Here is a 26,732-nt window from a genome sequence, read left to right as displayed (position 1 = left end):
ATTGCTCGAGACCGCGGCCCACGATGCGATCGCCCTGGGCGACGCACCGCTCGCCGAACGTTTCGCACGCGCGGCGTTCGATGCCACGGGGACGTTCTCGGCCGCGGATCTCCTCGCCCGCGCACTGGTGTGGCTGGGTGGAATCAGTGAGGTGGAGTCCGTGCTCGCCTCGTTCGATCCCCGCACCCTCGACGAGAGCGAGCTCGTGCGATGGGGCGCGACCCGCATCTCCAATCTGTTCTGGGGGATGGGTAACGCCGCCGAGGCCCAGCAGGTGCTCGCGACCCTCCGCGAATTGGTGACGCGGCCCCATCTGGGGTCGGTGGTCGACGCGATCGACTGCGGATGCGCGGTGTACGAAGGGCGTCCCCGCGATGCACTCACCCTCGCCCATCGCGTCCTCGCCACCGAAACCGCGCTTCCCTGGGCCGTCGAGTGGGCGTTCTTCGGCGGCGGACTGGCCCTCGCGGTGATGGGACGTGGTCACGAGGTCCCAGCCATGGCGGCGCGCTGCGCAGCGGTCGCCGATCAGGTCGACGGCCTGCTGCGTTATCCCGCCGGACTGGGCGAGGTCCTCGCCCTGCTCCTCACCGGGAGCCTCGACGAGGCCGAGCGTCGGGCCGAGACCTATCGGGAAAGCGCAGTGCGCGGTCCCGCCGACGTCCACGGGACCGTCACGTCCATAGGCCAGTATCTCGCGTGGGGCCTGGCGAACATCCTGCTCGGCGTCGTCGACACCGCGCGCGGGCGGTTCGTGCACGCCGTGCACCGCCTCGAACAGGCCGTCGCCGCGCTCCAGGTGGACGACCGGGCTGCCACCGTCTCCTGGAACGTGCCGGCGTACCTCGCCCTCACACACGGCTACGCCGTACTCGGGCGTGTCAACGACGCGGATGCCGCTCTGGCCCAGGCGACCTCGCGCAGCGGCCGGCACGTCGCCGTCTTCGAGCCGCAACTCCGGATCGCAGAGGCATGGCTCGCCGCGGCGCGCGGCGAGACCACGAACGCGATCACCTCGGCCCGGGAGGCGGCGCAGATCTCGGCACGACACGATCAGTTCGCCGTCGAGGCGATCGCCTTGCACACCGCCACCCGGTTCGGGGATCGCACCACCGCGGAACGACTCTCGGCACTGACCGAGCAGTGCGACGGACGTCTCGTCGCCGCCATGGCCGCCCACGCCACTGCTTCCGCGGAGGCGGACGGCCGGGGACTGACCGCGACCGCGGAAACCTTCGAGGCGCTCGGGGCCCTCGCCGACGCGGCCGATGCCCACGCCCTCGCCGCCATCGCCTACCGCGACCACGGCGACACCCGACGATCCGTCGAAGCCGCCGCCGCGGCCGCGGCCCTGGCTGTGCGATGCGATCACGCCTCGTCGCCGGCGCTGGACGAGGCGGCTCGCCCGCTCCCCCTGACCAGCCGGGAACGGGAGATCGCCGCCATGGTCACCGCCGGGCTGTCCAACCGGCAGATCGCCGACCGGCTCGTGGTGTCGGTCCGCACCGTCGAGGGGCACATCTACCGGGCGTGCACCAAACTCGACGTCTCCGACCGCACGGAGCTCGCCGAGTTGATGCGCGACACCGGCCGGCGCTAGCGCGACCTCCGGTTCACCCCATCGACTTCGATCCGTCGAGGGACTCGCGGATGATGTCGGCGTGGCCGGCGTGCTGCGTCGTCTCGGCGACGATGTGCAGCAGCGCGCGACGCACCGACCAGGCGTCCTCGGTGTTCCACGGTGCCTTGGGAAGTTCGTGGACGACGTCCAACGACGGCAGCGTGCGTACCAGCTCGTCGGTCCGGGCGGCGACCTCGTCGTAGGCGCGCAGCGCTCCTTCGAGGGTCTCACCGGGCTGCAGCTGGAAGACCTTGTCGTGTTCGGCGAAATCCTCTTCGGTCCACTCGGTGAAATCCTTCTCCATGTAGTCGGCTCCGACCACGAGGAAATCCGCCCATCCCCGCTCGACCTCGGTGACGTGCTTGATGAGACCGCCGATCGTCAAGGCGCTCACCGTCGTTCGTTGCGACGCCTGTTCGGTGGTGAGATCGCGGGCCGTGAACCGCAGGAAGTGCCGCGCGTGGGCGAGGCTCGACAGCAGATCGCGGCGTTCCTGGTCGAGGGTCGGGGTGGCGTTCCGGGTGGTGGTGGTCTCGGTCATCGGGTGCTCCTCGTCGTCGTGATCCGGCAAGAACTACGCTACGAGCCATTGGTGCCAGTTCCTGTCACTTATAGGTCCGCAGGTGCGGAAGAATGAGGTCATGTCCGACACGAGCTCCCGCACCCTGCGGCTTCTGTCGCTGTTGCAGACCCACCGCTACTGGCTCGGCGCCGAACTCGCCGACCGGATGGGCGTCTCGCTGCGCACCCTCCGCCGCGACATCGAACGGCTCCGCGATCTCGGATATCCGGTGCGGTCCGATCGTGGGGTCGGCGGCGGGTACCAGCTCGCGCCGGGCGCATCGTTGCCACCACTGGCTCTCGACGACGACGAAGCGGTCGCGCTCGCCGTCGGCCTACTCACCGCGGCCCAGACCTCGATCACCGGGATCGCCGAGATCTCCGTGCGGGCGCTGGCCAAGGTCATCCAGGTGATGCCACCGCGGCTGCGACGCCAGGTGGAGGCGCTCGATGCAGCGACGGTCTCCGCCGACATCCCCTGGGCGACCCGCGCGACCGATTCACAGCAACTCGTCACCGTCGCGCGCGCGTGCCGCGACGATGAACGCATCGTCTTCGAGTACACCGCGGCCGACGGCACCACGACGAGCCGGCGCGTCGAACCTCGGCAGCTCGTCTCCCTCGGGCGACGCTGGTATCTCGTCGGCTACGACCTCGACCGTGGTGACTGGCGCAGCTTCCGGCTCGACCGCATGGCCGAGACCACCGCCACCGGGATGCGATTCCGGCAGCGCGAGCTGCCCGGCGGCAATGCCGCGGCCTTCGTCGAACGCGGCATCCGCAGCCGCTCCCAGGTGAAGGTCAGTGCGGAACTCGAGGCGCCGGAGCACGAGGTGCGGCGCCGGATCGGTCAGTGGGCCGAGGTGATCGCGATCGACTCCGAACGGTGCCGGATCGAGGTGGACGCCGACAGCATGGACTGGGCGGTCTTCGCCGTGGGCATGTCCGGAGGACGGCTGCTCGGTGCGTCGCCACCGGAGTTCGTCGAGCACCTGGAGAACTGGTCGAATCGGCTGGTCACCGCCGTCGAACACTCGGAGTGACCATCCACCCGGCGCTATGACCCATCCCACAATCGGCCGGGCACCGGAATGCCGTCGGGGGTGGGCGTGGTTGCGCCACCCATGGATCTGTTCACACCTGTCGCCCTCGGAGACCTCGAACTCGCGAACCGTATCGTCATGGCCCCGCTGACCCGCCTGCGTGGTGGTTCGGCCGGTGTACCCGGAGATCTGATCGTCGAGCACTACCGTCAGCGGGCGAGCGCCGGACTCATCATCGCCGAGGGAACCTATGTGAACTTCGAATCGCAGGCCTTCGTCGGTCAGCCCGGCATCGTCACCGACGAGCAGGTCGCCGGCTGGCGTCGCGTCGCGGATGCCGTGCACGAGCGCGACGGACGCATCGTGCTGCAGTTGATGCACGGCGGCCGCGTCACGCATCCTGACGTCAACGGTGGCCGGCGTGTCGTCGGGCCGAGCGCGATCGCGATCGACGGCCAGGTGCACACCGAGCAGGGTAAGCAGCCCTACCCCGTGCCCCACGCGCTGACCATCGACGAGATCCCCTCCGTCGTCGACGACTTCGTCGCCTCGGCCCGCCGCGCGATCGATGCCGGACTCGACGGCGTCGAGGTCCACAGCGCCAACGGCTACCTGCTGCACGAATTCCTCTCCCCCGCATCGAACGTGCGGGACGACCAGTACGGCGGTTCGGTGGAGAACCGGATCCGCCTCGTCGTCGAGGTCGTGAAGGCCGTGTCGGAGGCGGTCGGCGCCGGACGTGTCGGGCTGCGGATCTCCCCCGAACACAACATCCAGGACGCCGTCGAGACCGATCGCGACGATGTGCGTGCCGTCTACGGCGCTCTGGTCGACGCCCTGCAGCCCCTGGGCCTGGCATATCTGTCGGTCCTGCACAAGGAGCCGACCGGCGATCTGGTCCAGGAACTCCGGAAGCGTTTCGGCGGCAAGGTGATCGCCAACAGCGGCTTCGGCTCGCCGACCACCCGCGACGAGGCCGTGCAGCTGATCGACGATTCGCACGCCGACGCCGTGGCCGTCGGCCGCGCGCTGATCGCCAATCCCGACCTGGCCGAGCGCTGGCGGGACGGGCAGCCGGAGAACGCACCGCGTCCGGAGCTGTTCTACGCGTCCGGAGCCGAGGGCTACACCGACTACCCGTTCCTGCAGACCGCCTGAGCGTAAATCCTACGAGGCGCTCGGATCCTCGCGCGCCGAACCGTTTCTCGCCGCTGCTGTAGCGCGGGCGAGGACCGGTTCGGCGCGCGAGGTCGTTTCGGTCTCCCGAGACAGGTCGGGCATCATCCGTTCGAGCACCGGTCGCCACCGCGCCACGTCATCCGGGAAACACGTGCTCAGCAGCTCGACCATCGCCGATGGAGCGATCGAGGCGCCGGGCGACGCCCCGAGCAACCCGGCGATGCTGCCGTCCGCGCTCGCCACGACCTCGGTGCCGAAGGTCAGGACCCCGATCCTGCGACGATCGAGTTTGACGAGCTGGGCTCGTTGCCCCGCGTCGATCAACTCCCAGTCGCACTCCCGTGCCTCGGGACAGAATCGCTGCAGCTGCCGGAATTTCCGGACACGGGACGCGAGCAGCTGGCCGAGGAGATAGCGCACCAGCGACAGATTATGCAGGCCCACCGCCACCAACGGGGCGATGTTGTGCAGGCGCAGGGTGGTGAACAGATCGGTGAGCCGGCCGTGTTTGAGCAACCTGGTGCTGAACGTGGCGTACGGGCCGAACATCAACCACTCACGGCCATCGACGACCCGCTTGTCGAGATGCGGCACGGACATCGGTGGTGCGCCCACGTCGGCCTGGCTGTAGACCTTCGCCGCATGCTGGGACACCACGTCGGGATTACCGGTGCGGAGGAACTGCGCGCCGATGGGAAAGACGGCAAAACCTCGCACCTCCGGGATCCGGGCCTTCTGCAAGAGTTTCAGGGCGTACCCGCCGGCGCCGACGAACACGAACCGGGATCGGACCGAAAACCGTCCCGTCGTCGTGCGTCCCGAGACCGTCCACCTCCCGTCGGTGGTGCGGCGCAGTCGTGTGACCTCGTGCCCGGTACGAAGCTCGACGCCACGACGACGCGCGTCCGACAGCAGTCGGTGGGTCAGGGCACCGAAGTCGACGTCGGTGCCTGCCTCGTAGCGCGTGGCGGCGACCGGTTCGGACCCCGAGCGACCTGCCATCACCAGCGGTGCCCATCGGGCGATCGTGTCGGGGTTCTCGCTGTACTCCATGGCGGAGAACAGCGGCGAGCGTTGCAGGGTGGCACGCCGCCGACGTAGATAGTCCACATCGCGTTCGCCGAAGACGACGTTCATGTGCGGTGTCGCGTTCACGAACGTCGTCTCGTCCGGCTCGTCGAGGGACTCCCAGAACTGCCGTGAGATCCGGAACTGTCGGCCGATCTCCTCGGCCCGGGTCGAATCCTCAGGATCGGGCATGTAGTTCAGTTCGCAGAGGCCGGCGTGGCCGGTGCCGGCGTTGTTCCACGGGGCGCTGCTCTCGGCCGCGACCTCGTCGAGTCGTTCCAGGACGAGGATCGACCGATCGGGTTCGAGCCGAGTCAGCAGTGCACCCAGTGTTGCCGACATGATGCCGCCGCCGATCAGGACGGTGTCGTACTCGTGGTCGCCGTGCCGTGGTCCGTCGGCAGAGTGCTTCCGATTCACCATCATTCACCTGCTTTCGCCGTTGTCGATCTTCAGCGTGCCTCTTCCCGATTCATCCGTCCAATGAGATCTTGCAGGCATTACCATGCATATGTGGATTGGTATGTGACGCCCGAGACCGCAACGATCGCCCCACTGCTCGTCGCCTTCGACGCCGCAGCGCGCGAAGGCCACATCACGCGCGCGGCGGATCTGCTCGACGTGCCCCAGTCCTCGGTCAGTCGCCGCATCCGGGCACTCGAGAAAGCAGTGGGTGTGGCGTTGTTCCAGCAATCCGGACGAGGGGTCGTGTTGACGTCGGCCGGGCGGGAGTTGCACGAACGCACCCGGCATCTGGTCCGGGAACTCGACGGTGCGATCACCACGGTGCGTGAGCACGCCGATCCCGATCACGGCGTCGTCCGCTTCGGGTTCCCGCTCACCCTCGGGCCGGTGAGCATCCCGTCACTGCTGGCCGAATTCCACCGTCTCGCCCCCGGTGTCCGGTTGCACCTGGTCCAGGCGCACGGCGAAGCGCTCGCCGACATGGTTCGCGACGGACGACTCGACCTCGCCGTCATCATTCCTCCACCGGAGGATCTGCCGGTCACCGTGCTCGCCCAGCAGCGGCTGTTGCTCCACCTCCCGAGCAGCCATCGACTCGCCGGCCGCGCCCGCCTCGACCTGCGCGACCTCGCGGACGATCACTTCATCGCCAACCCTCCCGACTACCACATCCGGAGAGAACTCGAATCTGTTTGCGCTGAAGCAGGATTCGAACCGTACATCGCGTTCGAGATCAGCGAGTTCGAAACGATCCGGGCACTGGTCGCCCAGGGCCTCGGGGTTGCACTGTTGCCTCGCTCGGAAACTCCGGTCCCCGGAATCGTCACCGTCCCGGTCGTCGGCATCGCGAATCGCACCATCGGATTGACGACGGGGACGAGGACGCCTTCACCGGCGGTCGCGCGACTGCACGCTCACATCGCCGGACACGCCGACAGATTCGACGATCGCCGGCTCGATTCGTAGGCATCGTCCATCGAACGCCAGACGTGGCGCACAGCTTCGCGAGCCGTGCGCCATCTCCTGCGTCGCCGGTCCCGACCAGGCGCAAGCTCCGGGTTCGAATGGTCGCCGGCCGGGTATGCCACACAGATGCGATCGTCTGCAACGAGTGTTACCCGACGCCGCTGTCGGCAGTTCTCGGATACGAGGACATCGTGCTGACTCCGGCATCCAGACCGGCCGGTGGAGCCTATTTGTTCGAACAGATCAACACCACATTCGGCGATTCGGTAAACGCATCGACCTGCGAGCCCGACGTCGCTTTTCTCTGACCTACCTACCGTCGAGGAGTTCTCCATGACAGCAACAGATCTCGGTTCCACCGCCACGTTCGCCGGGCAGCCGGTCGCTTCCCAGTTCATCGATGGGCAGTGGCGCGAGGGACGCTCCGACCGCGTCCTGACCGACACCAACCCGTTCGACGACAGCGTGGTTGCCACGATCCGCCTCGCCTCCGCCGAGGACGTCGACGCCGCCTACACCTCCGCCCGGGCAGCACAGGCCGAGTGGGCCGCGACTGGTCCCGCCGACCGCGCCGCGGTCCTGCGTCGCGCCGCGCAGATCCTCGAACAACGCCGAGCCGAGATCATCGACTGGCTGGTCGCCGAGTCCGGCTCGACGCGGATCAAGGCCGATACCGAAGTCTCCCTGGCCATCGGCATCACTCAGGAGGCGGCGTCGTTCCCGTCCCGGGTCCACGGATCGATCTTCGATTCGAACACCCCGAACCGTGAGATGCGGGTGTACCGCAAGCCCATCGGAGTGGTCGGGGTGATCAGCCCGTGGAATTTCCCGCTGCACCTGTCGCAGCGATCGGTGGCACCGGCATTGGCGTTGGGCAATGCCGTGGTGATCAAGCCGGCCTCGGACACTCCGGTGACGGGCGGCCTGTTGATCGCCCGGATCTTCGAGGAAGCAGGCCTACCGGCGGGAGTGTTGTCGGTGGTGATCGGCTCCGGTTCGGAGATCGGCGACGCTTTCGTCGAGCATCCCGTCCCGCGGTTGATCTCCTTCACCGGCTCGACACCGGTCGGCAAGCAGGTCGGTGCGGTCGCCACCGGCGGTGAGCACCTCAAGAAGGTGGCACTCGAATTGGGCGGCAACGCACCCCTGGTGGTCCTCGACGACGCCGATCTCGACGCGGCCGTCGAGGCAGCGGTGACCGGGTCGTTCCTGCATTCCGGACAGATCTGCATGGCCGTGAACCGCATCATCGTGCAGGCGCCGGTGTACGACGATTTCGTCGAACGGTTCACCCGAGCCGCGCAGACCGTGCCCTACGGCGATCCCTCCGCAGACGGCACTTTGGTCGGGCCCGTCGTCAACGATTCGCAGTTGAAGGGCCTCGAGGAGAAGATCGAGCAGGCCCGGCACGCCGGAGCACGCGTTGCACTCGGCGGGAAGATCGACGGCCGGGTCGTGCCTCCGCACGTGTTCGTCGACGTCACACCCGACATGGAGATCGCCCGCGAGGAGATCTTCGGCCCGATGGTCGCGGTCCTACGCGCCGATGACGAAGCACACGCCCTCGAACTGGCCAACGACCACGAATTCGGTCTGTCCAGCGCGGTCTTCACGCAGAACCTCGACCGCGGACTGCAATTCGCGCATCGGGTCGAGGCAGGCATGACGTTCATCAACGAGATGACCGTTCAGGACGAGGCGCACGTGGCATTCGGTGGCGAACGCAACTCCGGTCTCGGACGATTCAACGGCGAGTGGGCGATCGAGGAGTTCACCACCGATCACACCATCGGCGTGACGCGGCTGGTGTAGGCACGCAACAGCGCCTCCGATACAACACGCTGCCGTCTGCACCCTGCGCAGACTCAGGGTGCAGACGGCAGACGATCACAGGGCGATGTACTTGGTGTCGAGATACTCCTCGATACCTTCGGCGGCGCCCTCCCGGCCGAAGCCCGATTCCTTGACACCGCCGAACGGTGCGGCAACGTCGGAGATGACACCCCGGTTCACGCCGACCATCCCGGTCTTCAGCGCCGACGCGACGCGCATCGCCCGATCGAGGTCGCGGGTGTAGAAGTAGGCGGCCAGACCGTATTCGGTGTCGTTCGCGGCGGCGATCGCCTCGTCCTCGGTGTCGAAGATCGTGACCGCCGCGACCGGACCGAAGATCTCCTCCTTCAACAGCCGGGCGTCGGCCGGCACCCGGTCGAGCACTGTCGGCGGATAGAAACTGCCCGTCCCGTCGGGGATCTGCCCGCCGGTGCGGACGCGGGCTCCTCGCTCGACCGCGTCGCGGACGAGTTCGTCGACCGTGGCGCGTTGCCGGTCGGTGATCAGCGGCCCGAGGTCGGTGCCCTCGTCGAGACCGTGGCCGGTCTGCAGTGCAGCGATGCGTGCGGTGAGCTTGTCGGTGAACTCCTCGGCCACCGAACGCGCGACATGGAATCGGTTGGCTGCGGTGCAGGCCTCTCCCCCGTTGCGCATCTTCGCCGCCATCGCCCCGTCGACGGCCGCGTCGATATCGGCGCCGTCGAACACCAGGAACGGGGCGTTGCCGCCGAGTTCCATCGAGGTGCGCAGCAGCCGGTCGGCGGACTGCCGGACCAGGTGCTTGCCGACCCCCGTCGAGCCGGTGAAGGTGATCTTGCGCGTCCGCGAATCGGTGATCAACGGCTCGGTCAGCGCCGCAGCATCGGAGGTCGGCAGGATGGACAGCACGCCGGCCGGCAGACCGGCGTCGGCGAAGACCTGGCCGAGCAACAGCATCGTCAGCGGGGTTTCCGCCGCGGGCTTGACGATGATCGGGCAGCCCGCCGCAAGGGCGGGACCGATCTTGCGGGTGGCCATGGCCAGCGGGAAGTTCCACGGGGTGATGGCCAGCACGGGACCGACCGCTTCCTTGGTGACGAGGATGCGTCCGTTGCCGGCCGGGGCGGTGGCGGTTCGACCACCGATCCGCACGGCCTCCTCGGCGAACCAGCGCAGGAACTCGGCCCCGTAGTTCACCTCCCCCCGCGCCTCGGCCAGGGTCTTGCCCATCTCGAGGGTGATCACGCGGGCGAAGTCGTCGGCGCGGGCCTGCACGAGTTCGAATGCGGTGCGCAGGATCTCACCACGCGTGCGCGGGGCGGTGGCGGCCCACTCGGCCTGTGCCGCGGCCGCGAGCTGGAGAGCCTGCAGGCCGTCGGCCGGCGAGGCGTCGGCGACCTCGGCGAGCACCGCACCGGTGGCCGGATCGGTCACCGGGAACGTCGCGCCGGTCGAGGCATCGGCGAGCTTGCCACCGAGCCAGAGCCGGGTCGGAGCACCGGCGGGAAGGGTGTGGTTCATCGGGTTGCTCCTGCAAGGGACGTGGCGCCGGCGACCTCGCGGACGGCGGCGGTGAGGACGTCGAGACCGTCTTCGAGCAGTTCGTCGGAGATCACCAGCGGCGGCAGCAGGCGGATGACGTTGCCGTAGGTGCCGCAGGTCAGGATGATGACGCCCTGCTCGAGTGCCTTGGCGGCGATGGCCTTGGTCGCCTCGGGGTCGGGTTCACGGGTGCCGGGCTGCACGAATTCGACGGCCAGCATCGCGCCGCGGCCACGGACCTCACCGATGATCTCGACGTCGGCCGCCAGCGCACGCAGTCGCTCGGTGGCGATCTGCTCGATGCGGCGGGCCCGGCCGCACAGGTCCAGCTCGGCCATCCGGTCCAGGGTGGCCAGCGCCGCGGCACAGGCGACGGGGTTGCCGCCGTAGGTGCCGCCGAGGCCGCCGCCGTGCACGGCGTCGATGAGATCGGCGCGACCGGTCACCGCTGCCAGCGGCATGCCACCGGCGATGCCCTTGGCCAGGGTCATCAGGTCGGGGACGATGTTCTCGTCGTTGCTGGCGAACCAGTCGCCGGTGCGCGCGAAGCCGGTCTGCACCTCGTCGGCGACGAACACGATGCCGTTGGCCTTCGCCCAGTCCACGAGGGTGGGCAGGAAACCCTTGGCGGGCACGATGAATCCGCCCTCGCCCTGAATCGGCTCGATGACGATCGCGGCGACGTTGTGCGCGCCGATCTGCTTGTCGATCTGCGAGATGGCGCGGCGGGCGGCCTGCTCACCGCTGACCTCGGTGCCGTCGTGGTTCAGGCCCTCGCGGAACGGATAGGACGCCGCGACCCGGTAGATGTCGGGTGCGAACGGCCCGAAGCCCTCCTTGTAGGGCTGGTTCTTCGCGGTCAGCGCCATGGTCAGGTTGGTGCGGCCGTGGTAGGCGTGGTCGAACACCACCACGGCGCTGCGACCGGTCGCGACCCGCGCGATCTTCACGGCGTTCTCCACCGCCTCGGCGCCGCTGTTGAACAGCACCGTGCGCTTCGAGTGATCACCCGGGGTGAGCTCGGCGAGCTTCTCGGCGACGGCGATGTAGCCCTCGTAAGGGGTGACCATGAAGCAGGTGTGCGTGAAGTGCGCGACCTGCTCGCTCACCGCGGCCACCACGGCGGGATCCGAACCGCCGACGCTGGTGACGGCGATACCGGAACCGAGGTCGATCAGCGAGTTGCCGTCGACGTCGACGACGACACCGCCGTCGACGTCGGCGGCGTAGACGGGCACGGACGAGGCGACGCCCGCGCCGACTGCGTTGCGGCGGCGTTCGGTCAGAGCGACCGAGCGCGGGCCGGGTAACTCGGTCACGAGGCGACGCTGCTGGGGAAGTCGGTACTCCATCTCGGACATGAGGGTCCTTAAGTTCGTAGGTGCAGTTACTTCGTGAGAGTTACGTTGAGCTGTAACCCGGGCGGGCCGGGCGAGGCTGCATAAGGTTTGCCCACTCTCGAGGGGGGCTTGAAAGGACTGGCCACCCGACCCGCTTGGACACCTCGGACCGCTGATTGAGATCTGCGAATGATCGCTTGTTTAAGGAAATGCCGGCGGAGGCGTCCATCGGGGCCAGGCCGGAACACAAGCGAAAACGAGGAAATCCGATGACCGGTTCGCAACTGTGGGCAGGAGTCGACGTCGGCAAAGAACACCACTGGATATGCGTGCTCGACGCTTCCGGGACGGTGGTGCTGTCGCGGCGATGCGACAACGACGAAGCAACGATCCGTGCGGTGATCACCGAGATCGACGCACTCGGCGAGACGGTGTCGTGGACGGTGGATCTGACCACCGCCTACGTCACCTTGTTGCTGACTGTGCTGGCCGACGCCGGGAAACCGGTGCGCTACCTGTCCGGACGTTCGGTGTGGCAGGCATCGTCGGTCTACCGCGGCGGCGAAGCCAAGACCGATGCCCGCGACGCCCGGGTGATCGCCGATCAGTCCCGGATGCGTTCGGACCTGCCCGTTCTGCGTCCCGACGACGAGTTGATCCGTGAGCTGCAGATGCTCACCGGCCACCGCACCGATCTGGTCGCCGACCGTACCCGGACCATCAACCGGCTGCGTCAACAACTCGTCGCGATCTGCCCCGGGCTCGAACGCGTCGCGCAGATCTCCTCGGACCGGGGCTGGGTGGTGCTGCTGGCTCGCTACCAGAGACCGAAAGCGATCCGCCGCGTCGGTGCGGCCCGGCTGGCCGCGATGCTCACCGGGGCCGGGGTGCGCCACGCCGAATCGATCGCCCGGGCCGCGGTCACCGCTGCGAAGGCGCAGACCGTGCGGTTGCCGGGGGAGGATGTCGCTGCCGAGCTGGTCGCCGAATTGGCGCAGGCGGTGATCGATCTCGACGCACGTATCAGGGCCGTGGACGCGGAGATCGAGGCCCGATTTCGCCGGCACCCTCTGGCCGAGGTGATCCTGAGCTTGCCGGGTATGGGATTCCGGCTCGGCGCCGAATTCCTTGCCGCAGTAGGTGACCCCGCCCTGATCGGGTCGGCCGATCAGCTCGCTGCCTGGACCGGGTTGGCGCCGCGACCCAGGGATTCGGGTAAACGCACCGGGCGTCTGCACACCCCTCAGCGCTACAGCAGGCGCCTGCGCCGGGTGATGTACATGTCGGCGTTGACCGCGGTCCGTTGCGATCCCGCCTCTGGCGTCTACTATCAGCGCAAACGTGCCGAAGGTAAGCGTCCCGTCCAGGCCACGATCTGCCTGGCTCGGCGGCGCGTGGATGTTCTCTACGCGCTGCTCCGCGACCACCGCACCTGGCAACCGACTGTGCCGGTTACCGCGGTGGCGGCTTGACAGGATCATTGAGAGTCCTTTCTCGATCATTCGCTCGGCGCGGGATCGCAGCGTCGCCGTCGACGGTGCGGTGCGGAGCAGGTGGTGCTTCGAGTATCGAAGCGGGGACGGAACGGCTCCATATCCATTTCGTACAACCTGCTCCGAGGAAATACGCCGATTCGTCCACCGCCATAGGATGACGGTCATGAGCGTGGGCATCGCCTGGTTACTACGACAACCAGGACTCGGGCTGGCACTGCGGGCCGGACGGTCCGGGCAGGAGCGACTGATCGATTTCGTCCAGCCCACCGAACTCGTCGACCCGCGACCATGGTTGTCCGGAGGCGAACTGGTCCTGACCACCGGCCTCGGCCTGCGCGACGAGGAGGGTGGCGACTACGTCCGGCGACTCGCAGAGGCCGGGATTGCCGCACTCGGCTTCGGAACCGGCCTGTCGCACGAACAAATCCCTCCGTCGGTACTCGAGGCCGCCGATGCGGCAGGATTGGCGCTGCTCGAAGTGCCCTACACGACCCCGTTCGCGGCGGTCAGCCGTGCGGTGACGACGCGACTCGCCGAGCAGGAGTACGAGCTGGTTCGCCGAGCAGCCGACACCCAGGTCCGCATCACACGGGCCGCACTGCGCGGGGGCGTGACCGCCATCGTGCGCGAACTGGCCGTCTCGACCTCCGCCTCGGTCGTGTACGTGGCCGAGCGCGACGATGCCGTGATCGCTCATCCGATGCCGGCGCCGGACCTCACCGAGCCGATCGCCGAGGCGCGGCGGGACGGCACCGGGTCGGTCACCTTGATTCGCCCGGGGAGGACGGTGACGGTTCAGCCGGTCGTCCACGGCGGCATCGTGAACGGATACCTGGCGGTCCAAGCGGACCGACCCCTCCAGAACGTCGAACTCGTACTGATCGGTCACGCTGTCTCCCTGGTGACCCTCGAACTCGACAAGCCCCGGCGTCTGCGGAACGAACGAAACGACCTCGGGTCCAAGGTCTTCGACCTACTCGCCGCGGGTCTCCTGGACGCGGGCGATGCACTGGAGTACCTAGCCGACGCTGTCGGTCGACGCAACCGCGTCCGCGTCCTGCGGCTGAGCACACCGCATTCGTCCGAGGTGCGTCGGCATCTCGACGTCGTTCTCGATGCCCGCCGGCGGCCGCTCTACAGCCGCGAGGAGGGGGACGAACTCACCGTGCTGTTGCGCGGCGACGACAGCATCTCCGACGTCACGGCGATGCTCGCCGACCTACCGACGAAGCACGCCCGCCCCCTGCGCACCGGCCTCAGCCCCGCCCATCGGATCGCCGAGGTCCGACAAGGACTCGAGCAGGCCGAGCATGCACTGCGCACCACCGACGCCACCTGTCGTATCGCGGAGTTCGATGCCACCCACGGCACCGCCCTCCTCGCCTCTCCCCAGGTACGGTCCGTGCTCGAATCCGTCGCCGCGTCGACCGTGACCGTCCTCGCCGCGTACGACCGTGAGCGCGGCGCGCAACTCGTCCCGTCACTACGCGCGTTTCTCGAAGCCAACGGACATTGGGAATCGGCAGCGGCGGCACTCGACGTCCACAGGCACACGCTGCGCGGGCGCATCGCGAAGATCGAGCAGTTGCTCGACGTCGACCTCGGGGACGCGCGGGTACGGGCGGAATTGCTGCTCGCGGTGCTCATCGCCGACGCACCGACCAGCTAAGGGCCCGAAGAAGCACGATTGCGGATGAGGATGCGCAGGCGGTGTGCGTTGCGTTCGGCGTCGCCGCTTTGTACGCTCCGTGCATACAGGATTGTCGACAATCCTACAAACTGGGAGGCGGCCGATAGTGTTCCTTGATCCGACGCGCCCACATTCTCTGCGGTCCCCGTTCCTGACGCGGCGCACGCGATGAACGACGACCAGCTCACCATAGGACAGGACGGCGGAGCTTCCTCGACCGACGAGAACGTCCGAGTTCGACTCCTCACCGACAGACTCCACGCACTGGGCGTCCCGATCGACACCTCGACGCGTCGACTGGCCGAGTACTCCTACGACGCCTCCAACTACCGGGTGCGGCCGTCGGCCGTGGTCTTTCCTCGGTCGGTGGACGACGTCGTGGCGGTGGTGACCGCCTGCGGCGACACCGGGATTCCGTTGGTCAGCCGAGGGGGCGGGACGTCGATGGCGGGCAATGCCGTCGGCTCCGGTGTGATCCTCGACTTCTCCCGGCACATGAACCGCATCCTCGACATCGACGAGACGTCCGGTGTCGCCGACGTCGAACCGGGCGTCGTGCTCGCGACCCTTTCGCGGGCAGTCGAGGACGCGTCCTCGGGTCGGATGACCTTCGCCCCCGATCCCTCGTCGAAGAACCGGGCCACGGTCGGTGGCGCGCTGGGCAACGACGCCTGCGGCAATCACTCGGTGCGCTACGGCCGCATGTCCGATCACGTCCACGAGATCGACCTCGTCACCGCCGACGGGTTCCGGCTCACCGCGGCGCAGCGAGGCCTGCGTGCCACCGATCCCGACGACGCGGCCGCTGCGGCTCGCGCGCAGCAGCTCGACGCCGAGCTCACCGCGTTGGCGGGCGAGCACCTGTTCGAGTTCCGCACCGAGCTCGGGAGGATCCAACGGCAGGTCTCGGGGTATCACCTGGACAATCTGTTGCCGGAGAAGCGGTTCGATGTCGCCCGTGCGCTCGTCGGATCCGAGGGAACGTGCGCGGTGATCGTCGGGGCCCGCGTCGAGTTGGTTCCCCGCCCGTCCAGCGCGTTGCTGGTCTGCCTCGGCTACGACGACGTCGTCGACGCGGCCCGCGACATCGGAACCATCCTGGAATTTTCTCCTGCGGCGGTCGAGGGTGTCGACGCGGCGATCGTCGAGACCATGCGGTTCCGTCGGGGCGAGAATTCCGTCCTCGGTCTCCCCGCCGGAAACGCGTGGCTCTACGTCGACCTGGACGGTGACGACCCGGACTCCGTGGCCGCGGCCGCCGACGCACTGCTCGACAAACTTCGCCGCAACGGCCGTCTCGTCGACGGCCGCATCGCGGCCGACACCACCGAGCGCGCTTCCCTGTGGCGGGTGCGTGAGGACGGCGCCGGACTCTCGTCCCGCCTGGCATCCGGCGGCGAATCCTGGCCGGGCTGGGAGGATTCCGCCGTCGCGCCGGAGAACCTCGCCGATTACCTGCAGGACTTCCGCGCACTGCTCGACCGGCACGGTCTGCAGGGGGTGATGTACGGGCACTTCGGCGCCGGCTGCATGCACATCCGCATCACCTACGACCTGCGCACCGAGGAGGGCCGGAAGGTCTTCCGCGAGTTCACGCACGAGGCCGCGCGGCTGGTGGTCCGTCACGGCGGATCGCTCTCCGGAGAACACGGCGACGGCCGTGCCCGCTCGGAACTGCTGCCGGTGATGTACTCCGCGCGGATGATGAGCGCATTCCGCGCCTTCCGCACGATCTGGGACCCGCAAGGCATCCTGAACCCGGGATCGCTGACCGACCCGGCACGGATCGATGACGATCTGGCGTTGGCGGGCGTTCCCGAACGCACCTGGCGTACCCACTACGACCTGCACCCGATCGAGGCGGTCCGTCCCGACGGCGCGCGGCCGCAACACACCCCCGACCCGTGGGTGCACGCCGTCCAGGGCTGCATCGGCGTCGGACGGTGCCGGGCCGACGCCGGTGGCGTGATGTGCCCGAGCTACCGCGCGACCCGCGACGAGAAGGACTCCACTCGCGGCCGGGCCCGGGTCCTGCAGGAGATGGTGCGCGGCGCCCGCACGATCGAACAAGGGTGGAAGTCCGAACAGGTGCGTGAGGCACTCGATCTGTGCCTGTCGTGCAAGGCCTGCTCGACCGACTGCCCGGCCGGCGTCGACATGGCCACCTACAAGTCCGAGTTCTTCTCGCACTACTACGACGGCACACGACGACCGGTATCGCACTATTCGCTGGGGTGGCTGCCACGCTGGCTCCGCATCACGGGGTTGGCAGCACCGCTGGTCAACGCGGTCCTGCGCACTTCTCTCGCGAAGCGCGCCGCCGCTCTCGGCGGCATCTCCCCCGACCGGGTACTTCCGCCCTTCGTCTCCCGGCGGGCCTGGAAGAAGGCCGTGAGCGACGCGCTGAGCGGCCGGTCCGGTTCGACGCCGGTGGTGCTGTTCGTCGACACCTTCACTCGCGGGTTGCGGCCTGAGGTCGCCGGTGCCGCCGCCCGCGTGCTCGCCTCGGCGGATAAGCAGGTGAGCTGCTCCGCGGACGCGTGCTGCGGACTGACGTGGATCTCCACCGGCCAGCTCGACACCGCGAAGAAGAAACTCTCCCACGCCGCCCGCACACTCGACGACGGCACCGACCGGCCGATCGTCGTCGTCGAGCCGAGTTGCGCCGCCGCCCTGCGCAAGGACCTGCCCGAGCTGGTGCCCACCGAGGCTGCGCGTCGCGTCGCCGCACGGGTCCACAGCTTCGCGTCCTACCTGGACACCATGGTGCGCAACGGCTGGACACCCACCCCTGCACAGCCGCTACCGAACGAGATGGTGCTGCAGACCCATTGCCACGAGTACTCCGTGTTCGGCGCCGGAAGCCATCGCCGGATCCTGACCGCAGCGGGAGTCGACGACGTCCGCGACGCAGTCGGATGCTGCGGCGTGGCAGGAAACTTCGGATTCGAGAAACAACACCACGACATCAGCATGAGGGTCGCCGAGACCTCCCTCGCCCCGGCACTGCGCGCGGCCGGCGACGACTCCGCGGTGGTCACCGACGGCTTCTCGTGCGCGATGCAGGTCGCGCAGATCGATGTCTCCGCCCCGGGGCAACATCTCGCAGAACTGCTCGATCCCGGGCCGCGAATGTCGATGAACAACACCATCTCCGAGGAGGAAAGCGCATGACCGATGCAACGATTGTCGGAACACGGGTGGGCGTCTCCGACGCAGTGTCCCGCGTCAGCACAGGATTGTTCATCGACGGTGAGTGGGTCGAATCGAGCTCCGGTGAACGATTCGAGGTCGTCGCCCCGGCGACCGAGGAGGTCGTCGCGACCGTCGCGAACGGCAACGCCGACGACGCCCGGCGTGCCATCGAAACCTGCGCCCGCGTGCAGAAGCACTGGGCGAAGACCGCTCCGCGCGAACGCAGCGTGATCCTTCGCCGGGCCTACGAGCTCATCATGGAGCGGCAGGACGAGTTCGCGACCATCATGACCACCGAGATGGGCAAACCCTTCGCCGAGGCGAAGGGCGAGGTGGACTACGCTGCGGAGTTCTTCCGGTGGTTCTCCGAGGAAGCCGTCCGCATCGGCGGCGATGTGACCAGCACCGGCGACGGCGCGACCCGCATCCTGGTGTCCAAGGAGCCGGTGGGACCCTGCGTCCTCGTCACACCGTGGAACTTCCCGCTGGCCATGGGTACCCGCAAGATCGGACCCGCCATCGCGGCCGGGTGCACCATCGTCTTCAAACCCTCGGAGCTGACGCCGTTGACCTCGCTGGCCCTGGTCGACGTGCTCGTCGAGGCCGGTGTGCCGAAGGGTGTGCTGAACGTCGTGCCCACCACCGCGCCCGGGGAGGTCGTCTCGGCCTGGATGTCCAGCGGTATCGCACGCAAGGTCAGTTTCACCGGGTCGACCGCGGTGGGCATCCGATTGCTCGAACAGGCATCCCAGCACGTGATGCGGAGTTCGATGGAACTGGGAGGAAATGCCCCGTTCATCGTGTTCGAGGACGCGGATCTCGACCGGGCCGTCGACGGCGCGCTCGCCGCGAAGATGCGCAACATGGGTGAGGCGTGCACCGCCGCGAACCGCATCTTCGCGCAGCGCGCGGTCGCCGATCGGTTCGCGGAGAAGCTTGCTGCCCGTATGGATGCCCTGGCCGTCGGGGACGGCCTGGTCGAGGGCACCCAGGTCGGTCCGCTGGTCGAGGAGAAGGCTCTGACGAAGGTGGAGCGTCTCGTCGCCGATGCCGTCGAACGTGGAGCACGCGTCGTGTGTGGCGGCAGCCGGCCCGAGGGACCCGGCTACTTCTACCCACCCACCGTCCTCGCCGACGTGTCGAAGGACGCCGCGTTGATGAGCGAGGAGATCTTCGGGCCGGTCGCGCCCATCGTCGTCTTCGATACCGAGGACGAGGTCGTCGAGATCGCCAACAACACGCCCTGGGGACTGGCCGGATACATCTTCACCCAGGACGTCGACCGCAGTTTTCGTGTCAGCGAAGCGCTCGAGGTCGGCATGGTCGGGCTGAACACCGGCATCGTGTCCAACCCCGCGGCACCGTTCGGCGGTATCAAGGCGTCGGGTCTCGGACGTGAGGGAAGCACCATCGGCATCGACGAGTTCCTCGAGGTCAAGTACGTCGCGGTCCCCCGTAGGTGACGCATCGAACGCGCTGTGCCGCCGATCCTTGCGCGCCGAACCGTGTCTTGCCGCCGCTGCAACGCGCGCGAAGCCCGGTTCGGCGCGCAAGGTCTATACGGCCTACCCGTGTAGGTCAGGAATTCCCTGCTCACGCAACGGTTCCTGTTCGGACGGCCGCAGTGCCGCACCACTTCGCGAGCGCGTCGTCGAGACCGTCCGTCGAGCCCTCCCCCACCCAGGCCACGTGCCCGTCCGGGCGCACGAGCACGGCCGACGGCGCGTCCACCTCACCGAGCAACGGCAACTCCCAGACGCCGTCGTAGCGCACCCGCACGAGGTCGACGCAGTCGGGAATATTCCTGGAATCGAGTGGCGGGCCGTCGAATTGCAACAGAAGCGGACGAGCCCGGTGCATGAGTCCGAACACGCGCACCGACTTCTCCTCGGCAATGACGTCGAGATCCGGCATACGTCGTCCCAGCAGCGGGTGCCCCTCACCGAGGTCATAGGCGACGTCGAGACCGGAGATCAACGCCGCGATCGGCGCTCCGGCGTCGTCGACGCGGAGGACCTCGTCGATCAGATCGCGCAGGGCCTCCTGGCGCGGATCGGCCTTCTGGAAAAGAGATTGGGCCATCGTGAATTTCAGCGCCCGCGCGCCGGCCGGGTGCCGTTCGGCGTGGTAGGTGTCGAGCAGGCCCTCCCCCGAGTCCCCTCGCACGACCTGCCCGAGTTTCCAGCCGAGATTGACGGCATCCTGGATGCCTAGGCCGATACCCAGTCCGCCGGTGGGTGAATGCACGTGTGCGGCGTCGCCCGCGAGCAGGATCCGGCCCGCACGATAGGTCGTCGCCTGTCTGGTCGCGTCGGTGAACCGTGAGAGCCAGGTGGGATCGTGCACACCGAAATCGGTGCCGAACACGTGGACCAGTTCTCGTCGCAGGTCGTCGAGCGTCGGCGGCGTGGAAGGTCCCAGTTCGGCTTCGGTCACCACGACCCGCACTCGGCCCTCCCCCATCGGGTACAGACCGTGGACGCCGCGTTCGTCGATCTTGGCGTCGGTGGGGAGTTCCTCGGTGACCCGCACTTCGGCGATCAGGCTGCTGCGTGTCGCATCCGGCCCTTCGAATCCGATCCCGGCCTCGCGGCGCACGACACTGCGACCGCCGTCGGCGCCCACCACGTATCGAGCCTGCACCGACTCCCCCGATGCGAGCCGAAGTCGGACGCTGTCCTCGTCCGCATGGGCACCGACGACCTCGATGTTCCGCCGGATCGGCACGCCGAGTTCCTCGATCCACTGCAGCAGCAGCCGTTCGATGTGGTTCTGGAACAACGCGAGCGTGTACGGATGGCGGGTGGGCAGACGGCCCACGTCGAGCCTGGTGCCCCCGAAGGTCGCGGTGTTCACCGTCCGCCCCTCGGCGAGGAATCGCTCGGCGATTCCTCGTTGATCGAGCAGTTCGATGGTGCGGGCATGGATACCGCCACCCCGCGACCCTGCGAGTTCCTGCGATTCGCGACGTTCGAGTACGACGACGCCCGCGCCGGCCAGGCGCAACTCCCCCGCCAGCATCATTCCCGTCGGCCCGCAGCCGACCACTACGACCTCGTGCATGTCCGCCCCTCTCCACGACACCGGACGGGCAGTATGAGCCCCGGGTGGGGGCTTGCGACAAGCCCCCACCTGCGCGATAACGTGGAAACGGGACGGGACGACGAGCGCCCGGGTCAGCCCTCGATGATGCGCTTGATCGCGTCCAGGGTCGCCGGAATTCCGCTGCGGGCGGCCTGCTCCCGCGCGGCGATCTGGGCAGGTGCCTCCGCCCCGAACTTCTCGTGGAAGAACTTCTGCCCTGCTTCGGTGAACTCCCAGGTCTCCGTCAGTTCCGTGCCGGCGTCCGCGGGCTTGATGACGTAGCTCCAGCGCACGAGGCCGGGACCGACCGACCACGCGAATTCACGGCCCGGAGAGGCGACGACGACCTCCGAGCGGGTCTCCCAGGTGCGTTCGGGGGTGACGTTCCGGCCGGTGAAGAAGGAACCGACCTCGGGGCCCTGCCCTTCGTCCCACCAGCATTCCGCGCAGACGGGTGACCATTCACCGGTGCGGGTGACATCGGAGACGAGGGCGTACACCTCGTCGGGGGTGGCGGAAACGACGACGGAGGACTCGAAGGTCAGAGGTGTGGTCTGCATGGCCACCATCCTGCCCGACGAGACCTCCGGAACCGGCAGCGACACCCTGACGAGTACGGATCAGGACACGAGATTGCTTGCGGCCCACGCCATGTGCGAACGCACCGTGGACGCAGCCTTGTCGGAGTCACCGGTTTCGATGGCGTCGACGATGGCACTGTGGCGCCCGACGTCCATGTTTCCGACCGCCTTCTCCAGACCGGCGAACATGATGGACATGCGGATCGATCCCTCGAGCGACTGCCACGAGTGCATGAGCGTTTCGTTGCCGGTCAGACGGCAGAGCAGTCGGTGGAAGTTCAGGTCGGACTCGATGCGTGCCTCGAGGTCGTTCTCGGCATGCGCCATGGCCTCGAGAGCTTCGCGCAGGGCCGGGATCACCGAGGCCCGGTCGTCCCGCTCCGCGAGGTCGCGGACGGCCAACGCTTCCAGGGCCGCGCGCACGGCGAAGATGTCGCGGATCTCCTTGGCGTCGAGGTGCCGAACGTAGAGGCGACCGCGGGCACCGGCAGAGATCAGACCTTCCTGCTGCAGCTGCCGCATCGCCTCGCGCAGGGTTCCCCGGCTGATCTGGAGCATCTCGGACAGCTCGGTTTCGACGAGGGGGCTGCTCGGGGCGAGCGCGCCGCTCGTGATCGCGGTGCGCAGGGCGGTGACGGCCTGCTGACGCAGGCTGGTCCTCTCGAGCCCCAGCAGCGCAGCGGGTTGAGCAGCCATGAGTTGCCTCCAGGTGTCAGCGGCCGACTGTCGACAACAGTCTGTCGACAATGATACGGGTCCCGCACCGGCTCCGGTGCGGGACCCGTACAGCGTGTCGGTCAGCCGAGCTCGTCGAGCACCCGCGCGACCACCCGGTCGGTGCTCAAGCCGTACCGGTCGTGCAGGGTGGGTAGCGCGCCGGCATCGAGGAACCGGTCGGGCAGGCCGATGGGGACGACCCTCTTCCCCAGTCCCGCCCCGACGACTGCGGCAGCGACGGTCTCGAAGAGCCCACCTACGACGGTGTGGTTCTCGAGGGTGACCGCCAGTCGGTCGGTGTCGATCTCCGCCAGGACCGTGGCTGCGTCGAACGGTTTGATCGTGGGCGTGTGCACCACCCCGACATCCACGTGGTGGGTTGCCAGCACGTCCGCCGCCTGCAACGCGCGTATGGTCATCAGGCCGCTGGTGACGAAGACGACGTCGTTCCCGCCGCGCAGCACCTTCGCCTTGCCGAGTTCGAAGCGGTAGTCGTACTCGTCGAGGACCGTGGCGACCTTGCCGCGCAGCAAGCGGAGATAGGTGGGGCCGTCACTCGCGGCGAGCTGCGGCACGGCCTGTTCGATGTCGATCGAGTCGCACGGATCGACGATCGTCAGGTTGGGCATGCCGCGGAAGATGGCGATGTCCTCGGTGGCCTGGTGACTGGGGCCGTATCCGGTGGTCAGGCCGGGAAGCCCGCCGACGATGTTGACGTTGAGATTCGGCTCGGCGATGTCCAGGCACAGGAAGTCGTACGCGCGGCGCGCGGCGAACACCGAGTAGGTCGACGCGAACGGGATCAGGCCGGTCTCGGCCATGCCCGCCGCGGCACCGAGGAGCAGCTGTTCGGCCATGCCCATCTGGAAGAACCGGTCCGGGAACGCCTCGGCGAAGACGTGCATGTCGGTGTACTTCGCGAGATCCGCGGACAGGCCGACGATCCGGTCGTCCTCCTGGGCAGCCGCGACCAGCGCGTGGCCGAACGGTGCGGCGGTGGTCCGCTGACCCGGATCGACGAAGGAGGCGATCATCGCCGAGGTCTTGAGCTTGGGGGCGGTGGTGGTCATCGGACGTCCTCGCGGTTGTGGCCGGCGGTCAGCTGGTCGCGGCAGATCTGCCATTCGTCTTCGTCGATGCGCATGAAGTGCGCCTTCTCGCGGGTTTCGAGCAACGGAACGCCCTTGCCTACACGGGTGTCGCACAGGACGATCGCCGGGGATCCGGCCGGGGCGGCCTCGGCGATGGCCGCATCGAAGGCGTCGAGCAGCGCACCGGTGTCGTTGCCGTCGACCCGGTAGGTGCGCCACCCGCAGGCCGTCCACTTGTCGTGGACCGGTTCCGTGCTCAGCACTCCGCTGGTGGCACCGTCGGCCTGCAGTGCGTTGATGTCGACCATCGCGATGAGGTTGCCGAGTCGGTGGTGGTGCGCGCTCATGGCCGCTTCCCAGGTCGACCCTTCGTCGAGTTCGCCATCGGACAGGAAGTTGAAGATCCGTGCCGGCGAACCCTGGTGACGCAGACCCAGTGCCATGCCGACGGCGATCGGAAGGCCGTGGCCGAGCGAGCCGCCGGAGATCTCCATACCGGGGGTATAGGTCGACATGCCCGACATCGGCAGGCGCGAGTCGTCCGAGCCGTAGGTGAGCAACTCGTCGCGGGAGATGATCCCCGCTTCCGCGAGCGCCGCGTACAGGCCGATGGCATAGTGGCCGGTCGACAGGAGGAACCGGTCGCGGCCGTCCCAGTGCGGGTCGTCGGCGCGGAAGCGCAGATGGTCTCCGTAGACGGTGGCGAGGATGTCCGCGGCGCCGAGCGCCTGGCCGACGTAGCCCTGACCTTGTTCCTGGCCCATGTCGATCACGTTGTGCCGGAGGCGATAGGCGAATTCGTCGATGGCGGCGAGTCGCTCGTTCCGAGGCAGAGCGACGTCGGGACGGGGATGCGCTGTGGTGGTCACAGAAGTTCCTTTTCCTTGGTGCTCGATGCCGCGGCGGTCCCACCGGACAGGGGGCCGCCGGGGCTATCGGAAGGGTGTGAGTTCGACCGGCCGGCCTGATCGGCGAGACGACGCTCGGTCCGTCCCCAGGTCTCACGGGTGACGAGGGCGCAGACGAGACCGACGAGGCCGTAGAAGCTGAAGAGCAGGGCCGGGCCGATCCAGCCGAAGGCGAAGTAGAGCAGCGCGGTGATGAACGGGGTGAACCCGGAGACCATCGCCGAGATCTGGTAGGCCAGCGATGCGCCCGAGGCGCGGCGCGCTGCTTGGAACAGTTCGGGGAACCAGGCACCCTGCGCTCCGGCAAGGGCGTTCTGGCAGACGGCGTAGGCGATCACGACGGTGGCGAGGATCAGCACGAACGTGCCGGTGTTGACCAGGAGGAACATCGGGACCCCGAAGAGGGCGGCGAACGCGCAGACTCCGAGATACACCGGGCGACGGCCGATACGGTCGGTCAGACTCGCCCAGCCGATCGTGGCGAAGATGCCGATCGCCGAGGCCACACACAGCGCCAACAGGGTTTCCGATTTCCCGGCGAGGTCGTTCTCGTGCAGGTAGGAGATCATGTAGGTGATCGAGACGGCGTAGCCGGCGGTTTCGGCCACGCGCAGGCCGATGCCGCGGAGGATGTCGCGCCAGTCCTTCTTGACGGAGTCCAGGATCGGGGAGGCAGCGATTTCGCCACTGTCCTTGACGTCCTCGAAGACCGGGGACTCGGGCACCTTGGACCGGATGATCAGCCCGACGACGACGAGGACGATGCTCGCGAGGAACGGCACCCGCCACGCCCAGTCGCCACCGAGGTGGACGCTGAACAGGAATACGAGGTTGGCCAACAGCAGCCCGACGGGGAATCCCGCTTGGACGATGCCGGTATAGCGGCCCTTCGATTTCCACGGCGCGTGTTCGTAACTCATCAGGATCGCTCCGCCCCACTCTGCGCCGAAGGCGAGTCCCTGGATGATGCGGACGGTCACCAGCAGCGCCGGTGCGACGAGACCGACCTGGCCGTAGGTCGGAAGCAGGCCGATGGCGAAGGTGGCCAGCCCCATGACGATCAGTGAGGCGACGAGGACCGGCTTGCGCCCCACCTTGTCTCCGAGGTGACCACCGAGGATCCCCCCGAGAGGTCGTGCAGCGAATCCGACGCCGAGGGTGGCGAAGGCGGCGAGAGTGCCGATGACGGGATCACCGCTGGGGAAGAAGGCTGTCCCGAAATACAACGCTGCAGCGGTGCCGAAGCCGATGAAGTCGTAGGTCTCGATGACGGCGCCGACAGAGGAACCGATCGCGACGCGTTTGGCGTCCTTGGTGCCCTCGACGGGACCTCGCATCTCGAGCGCTTCTGTGCTCATGAATTTCTCCTTGCGGACCGAGGATACGGCCGCTGGTGCGACGGGGAAAGAAGATGTCGACTGTCAACAGTGAACTCAGTGTGAGCGCGGACACCCCACCCTGTCAACTGTCAGTAGGCAACGGTTGACTGTTGACAGTCGGCACGGTTAGCGTGGTCCCCATCACCTTCCAGGAGGTTCTCGTGTTCCCCGATCGGCTCGGCTGCTCGACGATCAGCTTCCGCCACCTAGACCTGCCCACAGCGCTACGAACCATCGCCGGCCTGGGCTTCACCGAGATCGATCTCGGCGCCCTACCCGGAGTCTGCGATCACGTTCCGTTCGTGCTCGACGCGGACGCCGTCGACCGTGTCGTCGACGAGGTGGCAATCTCGGGCCTGCGCGTCCGTAGCGTCAACGGCGACATCGGCGACCTCGACGCGCCGTTGACCTCCGAAGAACAGAAACGGCGGGAGCACCATCTCGACCGGTTGCTGACCCTCACCTCCCGCATCGGGGCGCGCTCCCTGGTGCTGCCGTGCGGGCACCTCGACGACCGGCCGATACGGTCCCTCGACGAAGACCTCGACACCGTCGCGGCACAACTCGAGCGCGCACACGTCCGAGCCCGGGACTTCGGGGTGGGCCTGTGGACCGAATCCCTCCACGTCCACCGACTGTGCTGCGACATCGCTCGCGCTGCCCGGCTGACAGCACGACTGCCCCCCGGAATCGGCGTGGTGATGGACTTCAGCCACATCGTCGCGTCGGGCGGAGATCCCGTCGATTTCGTCGACCTGTTCGCCTCGCGCATCACGCACGTCCACCTCCGGGACGCAGTGCCCGGAAACATCAACCTCAGCATCGGCAACGGGCACGCCGACTTCGCCGGCGGCCTCGCCGCCCTCGACGCCCGCGGGTACACCGGGCACTTCGCCCTCGAACTCGAGACCCGCGACATCACCGACCCCGAGCGACCCGAAAGCGCCTCTCGGGCAGCTCGATTCGTCACCACTCTCATCCCCTGAACCAACCT

20 protein-coding genes are annotated in these 26,732 nt (G+C 67.9%); 10 read left to right on the top strand and 10 right to left on the bottom strand.

The features are described from left to right. The first annotated feature begins 1 nt into the window (after position 1). Complete coding sequence (locus CKW34_RS11755; RefSeq protein ID WP_174479655.1) at positions 2-1,600, top strand: helix-turn-helix transcriptional regulator; 1,599 nt, start codon at positions 2-4, stop codon at positions 1,598-1,600. A 13-nt stretch (positions 1,601-1,613) separates the two neighbouring features. On the opposite strand, the gene CKW34_RS11750 is transcribed toward CKW34_RS11755, so the two are convergent. After that, complete coding sequence (locus tag CKW34_RS11750) at positions 1,614-2,162, bottom strand: DinB family protein (protein WP_174479656.1); 549 nt, start codon at positions 2,160-2,162, stop codon at positions 1,614-1,616. 100 nt (positions 2,163-2,262) lie between these two features. Here CKW34_RS11750 and CKW34_RS11745 point away from each other — a divergent pair, with 100 nt between their 5' ends. Both CKW34_RS11745 and CKW34_RS11740 read left to right on the top strand, forming a co-directional pair. Beyond that, positions 2,263-3,225, top strand: coding sequence for a helix-turn-helix transcriptional regulator (locus CKW34_RS11745; RefSeq protein ID WP_059383532.1), 963 nt, complete (start codon positions 2,263-2,265; stop codon positions 3,223-3,225). Between the two features lie 81 nt (positions 3,226-3,306). Further along, positions 3,307-4,383, top strand: a complete 1,077-nt coding sequence (locus CKW34_RS11740; RefSeq protein ID WP_059383533.1) for an alkene reductase — start codon at positions 3,307-3,309, stop codon at positions 4,381-4,383. A 9-nt stretch (positions 4,384-4,392) separates the two neighbouring features. Here the strand turns inward: CKW34_RS11740 and mqo are convergent, their stop codons facing one another. After that, entirely contained in the window at positions 4,393-5,898 is a 1,506-nt protein-coding gene (gene mqo / locus CKW34_RS11735) for a malate dehydrogenase (quinone) (RefSeq protein WP_059383534.1), read from the bottom strand. An 87-nt stretch (positions 5,899-5,985) separates the two neighbouring features. On the opposite strand from mqo, the gene CKW34_RS11730 reads away from it, so the two are divergent. Together CKW34_RS11730 and CKW34_RS11720 are read left to right on the top strand one after the other, a co-directional pair. After that, entirely contained in the window at positions 5,986-6,903 is a 918-nt protein-coding gene (locus CKW34_RS11730) for a LysR substrate-binding domain-containing protein (protein WP_306303679.1), read from the top strand. A 333-nt stretch (positions 6,904-7,236) separates the two neighbouring features. Then, positions 7,237-8,715: an aldehyde dehydrogenase family protein gene (locus CKW34_RS11720; RefSeq protein WP_059383536.1), complete on the top strand. Its 1,479-nt coding sequence runs from the start codon at positions 7,237-7,239 to the stop codon at positions 8,713-8,715. A 75-nt stretch (positions 8,716-8,790) separates the two neighbouring features. On the opposite strand, the gene CKW34_RS11715 is transcribed toward CKW34_RS11720, so the two are convergent. Both CKW34_RS11715 and gabT read right to left on the bottom strand, forming a co-directional pair. Then, positions 8,791-10,236: an NAD-dependent succinate-semialdehyde dehydrogenase gene (locus CKW34_RS11715; protein WP_016694784.1), complete on the bottom strand. Its 1,446-nt coding sequence runs from the start codon at positions 10,234-10,236 to the stop codon at positions 8,791-8,793. Then, positions 10,233-11,618: a 4-aminobutyrate--2-oxoglutarate transaminase gene (gabT, locus tag CKW34_RS11710; protein WP_016694783.1), complete on the bottom strand. Its 1,386-nt coding sequence runs from the start codon at positions 11,616-11,618 to the stop codon at positions 10,233-10,235. Before gabT ends, CKW34_RS11715 begins: the two co-directional genes overlap by 4 nt. 248 nt (positions 11,619-11,866) lie before the next feature. On the opposite strand from gabT, the gene CKW34_RS11705 reads away from it, so the two are divergent. The 4 genes from CKW34_RS11705 (at position 11,867) to CKW34_RS11690 (ending at position 19,441) form a co-directional block, all read left to right on the top strand. Beyond that, a complete protein-coding gene (locus tag CKW34_RS11705; protein WP_059383537.1) occupies positions 11,867-13,069 on the top strand; it encodes an IS110 family RNA-guided transposase in 1,203 nt (400 codons plus the stop codon). Between the two features lie 187 nt (positions 13,070-13,256). Further along, entirely contained in the window at positions 13,257-14,762 is a 1,506-nt protein-coding gene (locus tag CKW34_RS11700; RefSeq protein WP_059383584.1) for a PucR family transcriptional regulator, read from the top strand. 189 nt (positions 14,763-14,951) lie between these two features. After that, positions 14,952-17,957: an FAD-binding and (Fe-S)-binding domain-containing protein gene (locus CKW34_RS11695; protein WP_231921892.1), complete on the top strand. Its 3,006-nt coding sequence runs from the start codon at positions 14,952-14,954 to the stop codon at positions 17,955-17,957. Next, on the top strand, positions 17,954-19,441 hold the full coding sequence (locus CKW34_RS11690; RefSeq protein ID WP_051033003.1) for an NAD-dependent succinate-semialdehyde dehydrogenase: 1,488 nt from the start codon (positions 17,954-17,956) through the stop codon (positions 19,439-19,441). The genes CKW34_RS11695 and CKW34_RS11690 overlap by 4 nt, the downstream gene beginning before the upstream one ends. 130 nt (positions 19,442-19,571) lie before the next feature. Here the strand turns inward: CKW34_RS11690 and CKW34_RS11685 are convergent, their stop codons facing one another. From CKW34_RS11685 to CKW34_RS11660, 6 genes are all read right to left on the bottom strand, one after another. Next, a complete protein-coding gene (locus CKW34_RS11685) occupies positions 19,572-21,041 on the bottom strand; it encodes an FAD-dependent monooxygenase (RefSeq protein WP_037190433.1) in 1,470 nt (489 codons plus the stop codon). 113 nt (positions 21,042-21,154) lie between these two features. Then, the gene (locus CKW34_RS11680) at positions 21,155-21,631 is read right to left on the bottom strand and encodes an SRPBCC family protein (RefSeq protein WP_051033005.1); all 477 of its coding nucleotides are present in this window, start codon (positions 21,629-21,631) and stop codon (positions 21,155-21,157) included. Between the two features lie 51 nt (positions 21,632-21,682). Then, a complete protein-coding gene (locus CKW34_RS11675; protein WP_016692755.1) occupies positions 21,683-22,339 on the bottom strand; it encodes a GntR family transcriptional regulator in 657 nt (218 codons plus the stop codon). 101 nt (positions 22,340-22,440) lie between these two features. Further along, positions 22,441-23,430 (bottom strand): transketolase family protein, encoded by a 990-nt coding sequence (locus CKW34_RS11670; RefSeq protein ID WP_016692754.1) that lies wholly within the window; start codon positions 23,428-23,430, stop codon positions 22,441-22,443. Continuing rightward, complete coding sequence (locus CKW34_RS11665) at positions 23,427-24,320, bottom strand: transketolase (RefSeq protein WP_059383538.1); 894 nt, start codon at positions 24,318-24,320, stop codon at positions 23,427-23,429. The genes CKW34_RS11670 and CKW34_RS11665 overlap by 4 nt, the downstream gene beginning before the upstream one ends. Then, positions 24,317-25,717 carry an MFS transporter gene (locus tag CKW34_RS11660; protein ID WP_059383539.1) on the bottom strand — a complete coding sequence of 467 codons (1,401 nt, stop codon included), beginning with the start codon at positions 25,715-25,717 and terminating at the stop codon, positions 24,317-24,319. The genes CKW34_RS11665 and CKW34_RS11660 overlap by 4 nt, the downstream gene beginning before the upstream one ends. A gap of 152 nt (positions 25,718-25,869) precedes the next feature. On the opposite strand from CKW34_RS11660, the gene CKW34_RS11655 reads away from it, so the two are divergent. Beyond that, positions 25,870-26,724 carry a sugar phosphate isomerase/epimerase family protein gene (locus CKW34_RS11655; protein WP_231921891.1) on the top strand — a complete coding sequence of 285 codons (855 nt, stop codon included), beginning with the start codon at positions 25,870-25,872 and terminating at the stop codon, positions 26,722-26,724. Positions 26,725-26,732 lie beyond the last annotated feature (8 nt).

The organism is Rhodococcus rhodochrous, from assembly GCF_900187265.1.
Classification (GTDB): domain Bacteria; phylum Actinomycetota; class Actinomycetes; order Mycobacteriales; family Mycobacteriaceae; genus Rhodococcus; species Rhodococcus rhodochrous.
This window is presented reverse-complemented; position numbering and strand designations above follow the sequence as displayed.

Bases quoted from the DNA above. Each gene is read 5' to 3' on its own strand.
- CKW34_RS11750 (WP_174479656.1), bottom strand. From the start codon at position 2,162: ATGACCGAGACCACCACCACCCGGAACGCCACCCCGACCCTCGACCAG.
- CKW34_RS11745 (WP_059383532.1), top strand. From the start codon at position 2,263: ATGTCCGACACGAGCTCCCGCACCCTGCGGCTTCTGTCGCTGTTGCAG.
- CKW34_RS11740 (WP_059383533.1), top strand. From the start codon at position 3,307: ATGGATCTGTTCACACCTGTCGCCCTCGGAGACCTCGAACTCGCGAAC.
- mqo (WP_059383534.1), bottom strand. From the start codon at position 5,898: ATGATGGTGAATCGGAAGCACTCTGCCGACGGACCACGGCACGGCGAC.
- CKW34_RS11720 (WP_059383536.1), top strand. From the start codon at position 7,237: ATGACAGCAACAGATCTCGGTTCCACCGCCACGTTCGCCGGGCAGCCG.
- CKW34_RS11715 (WP_016694784.1), bottom strand. From the start codon at position 10,236: ATGAACCACACCCTTCCCGCCGGTGCTCCGACCCGGCTCTGGCTCGGT.
- gabT (WP_016694783.1), bottom strand. From the start codon at position 11,618: ATGTCCGAGATGGAGTACCGACTTCCCCAGCAGCGTCGCCTCGTGACC.
- CKW34_RS11705 (WP_059383537.1), top strand. From the start codon at position 11,867: ATGACCGGTTCGCAACTGTGGGCAGGAGTCGACGTCGGCAAAGAACAC.
- CKW34_RS11700 (WP_059383584.1), top strand. From the start codon at position 13,257: ATGAGCGTGGGCATCGCCTGGTTACTACGACAACCAGGACTCGGGCTG.
- CKW34_RS11695 (WP_231921892.1), top strand. From the start codon at position 14,952: ATGAACGACGACCAGCTCACCATAGGACAGGACGGCGGAGCTTCCTCG.
- CKW34_RS11690 (WP_051033003.1), top strand. From the start codon at position 17,954: ATGACCGATGCAACGATTGTCGGAACACGGGTGGGCGTCTCCGACGCA.
- CKW34_RS11685 (WP_037190433.1), bottom strand. From the start codon at position 21,041: ATGCACGAGGTCGTAGTGGTCGGCTGCGGGCCGACGGGAATGATGCTG.
- CKW34_RS11680 (WP_051033005.1), bottom strand. From the start codon at position 21,631: ATGGTGGCCATGCAGACCACACCTCTGACCTTCGAGTCCTCCGTCGTC.
- CKW34_RS11675 (WP_016692755.1), bottom strand. From the start codon at position 22,339: ATGGCTGCTCAACCCGCTGCGCTGCTGGGGCTCGAGAGGACCAGCCTG.
- CKW34_RS11670 (WP_016692754.1), bottom strand. From the start codon at position 23,430: ATGACCACCACCGCCCCCAAGCTCAAGACCTCGGCGATGATCGCCTCC.
- CKW34_RS11660 (WP_059383539.1), bottom strand. From the start codon at position 25,717: ATGAGCACAGAAGCGCTCGAGATGCGAGGTCCCGTCGAGGGCACCAAG.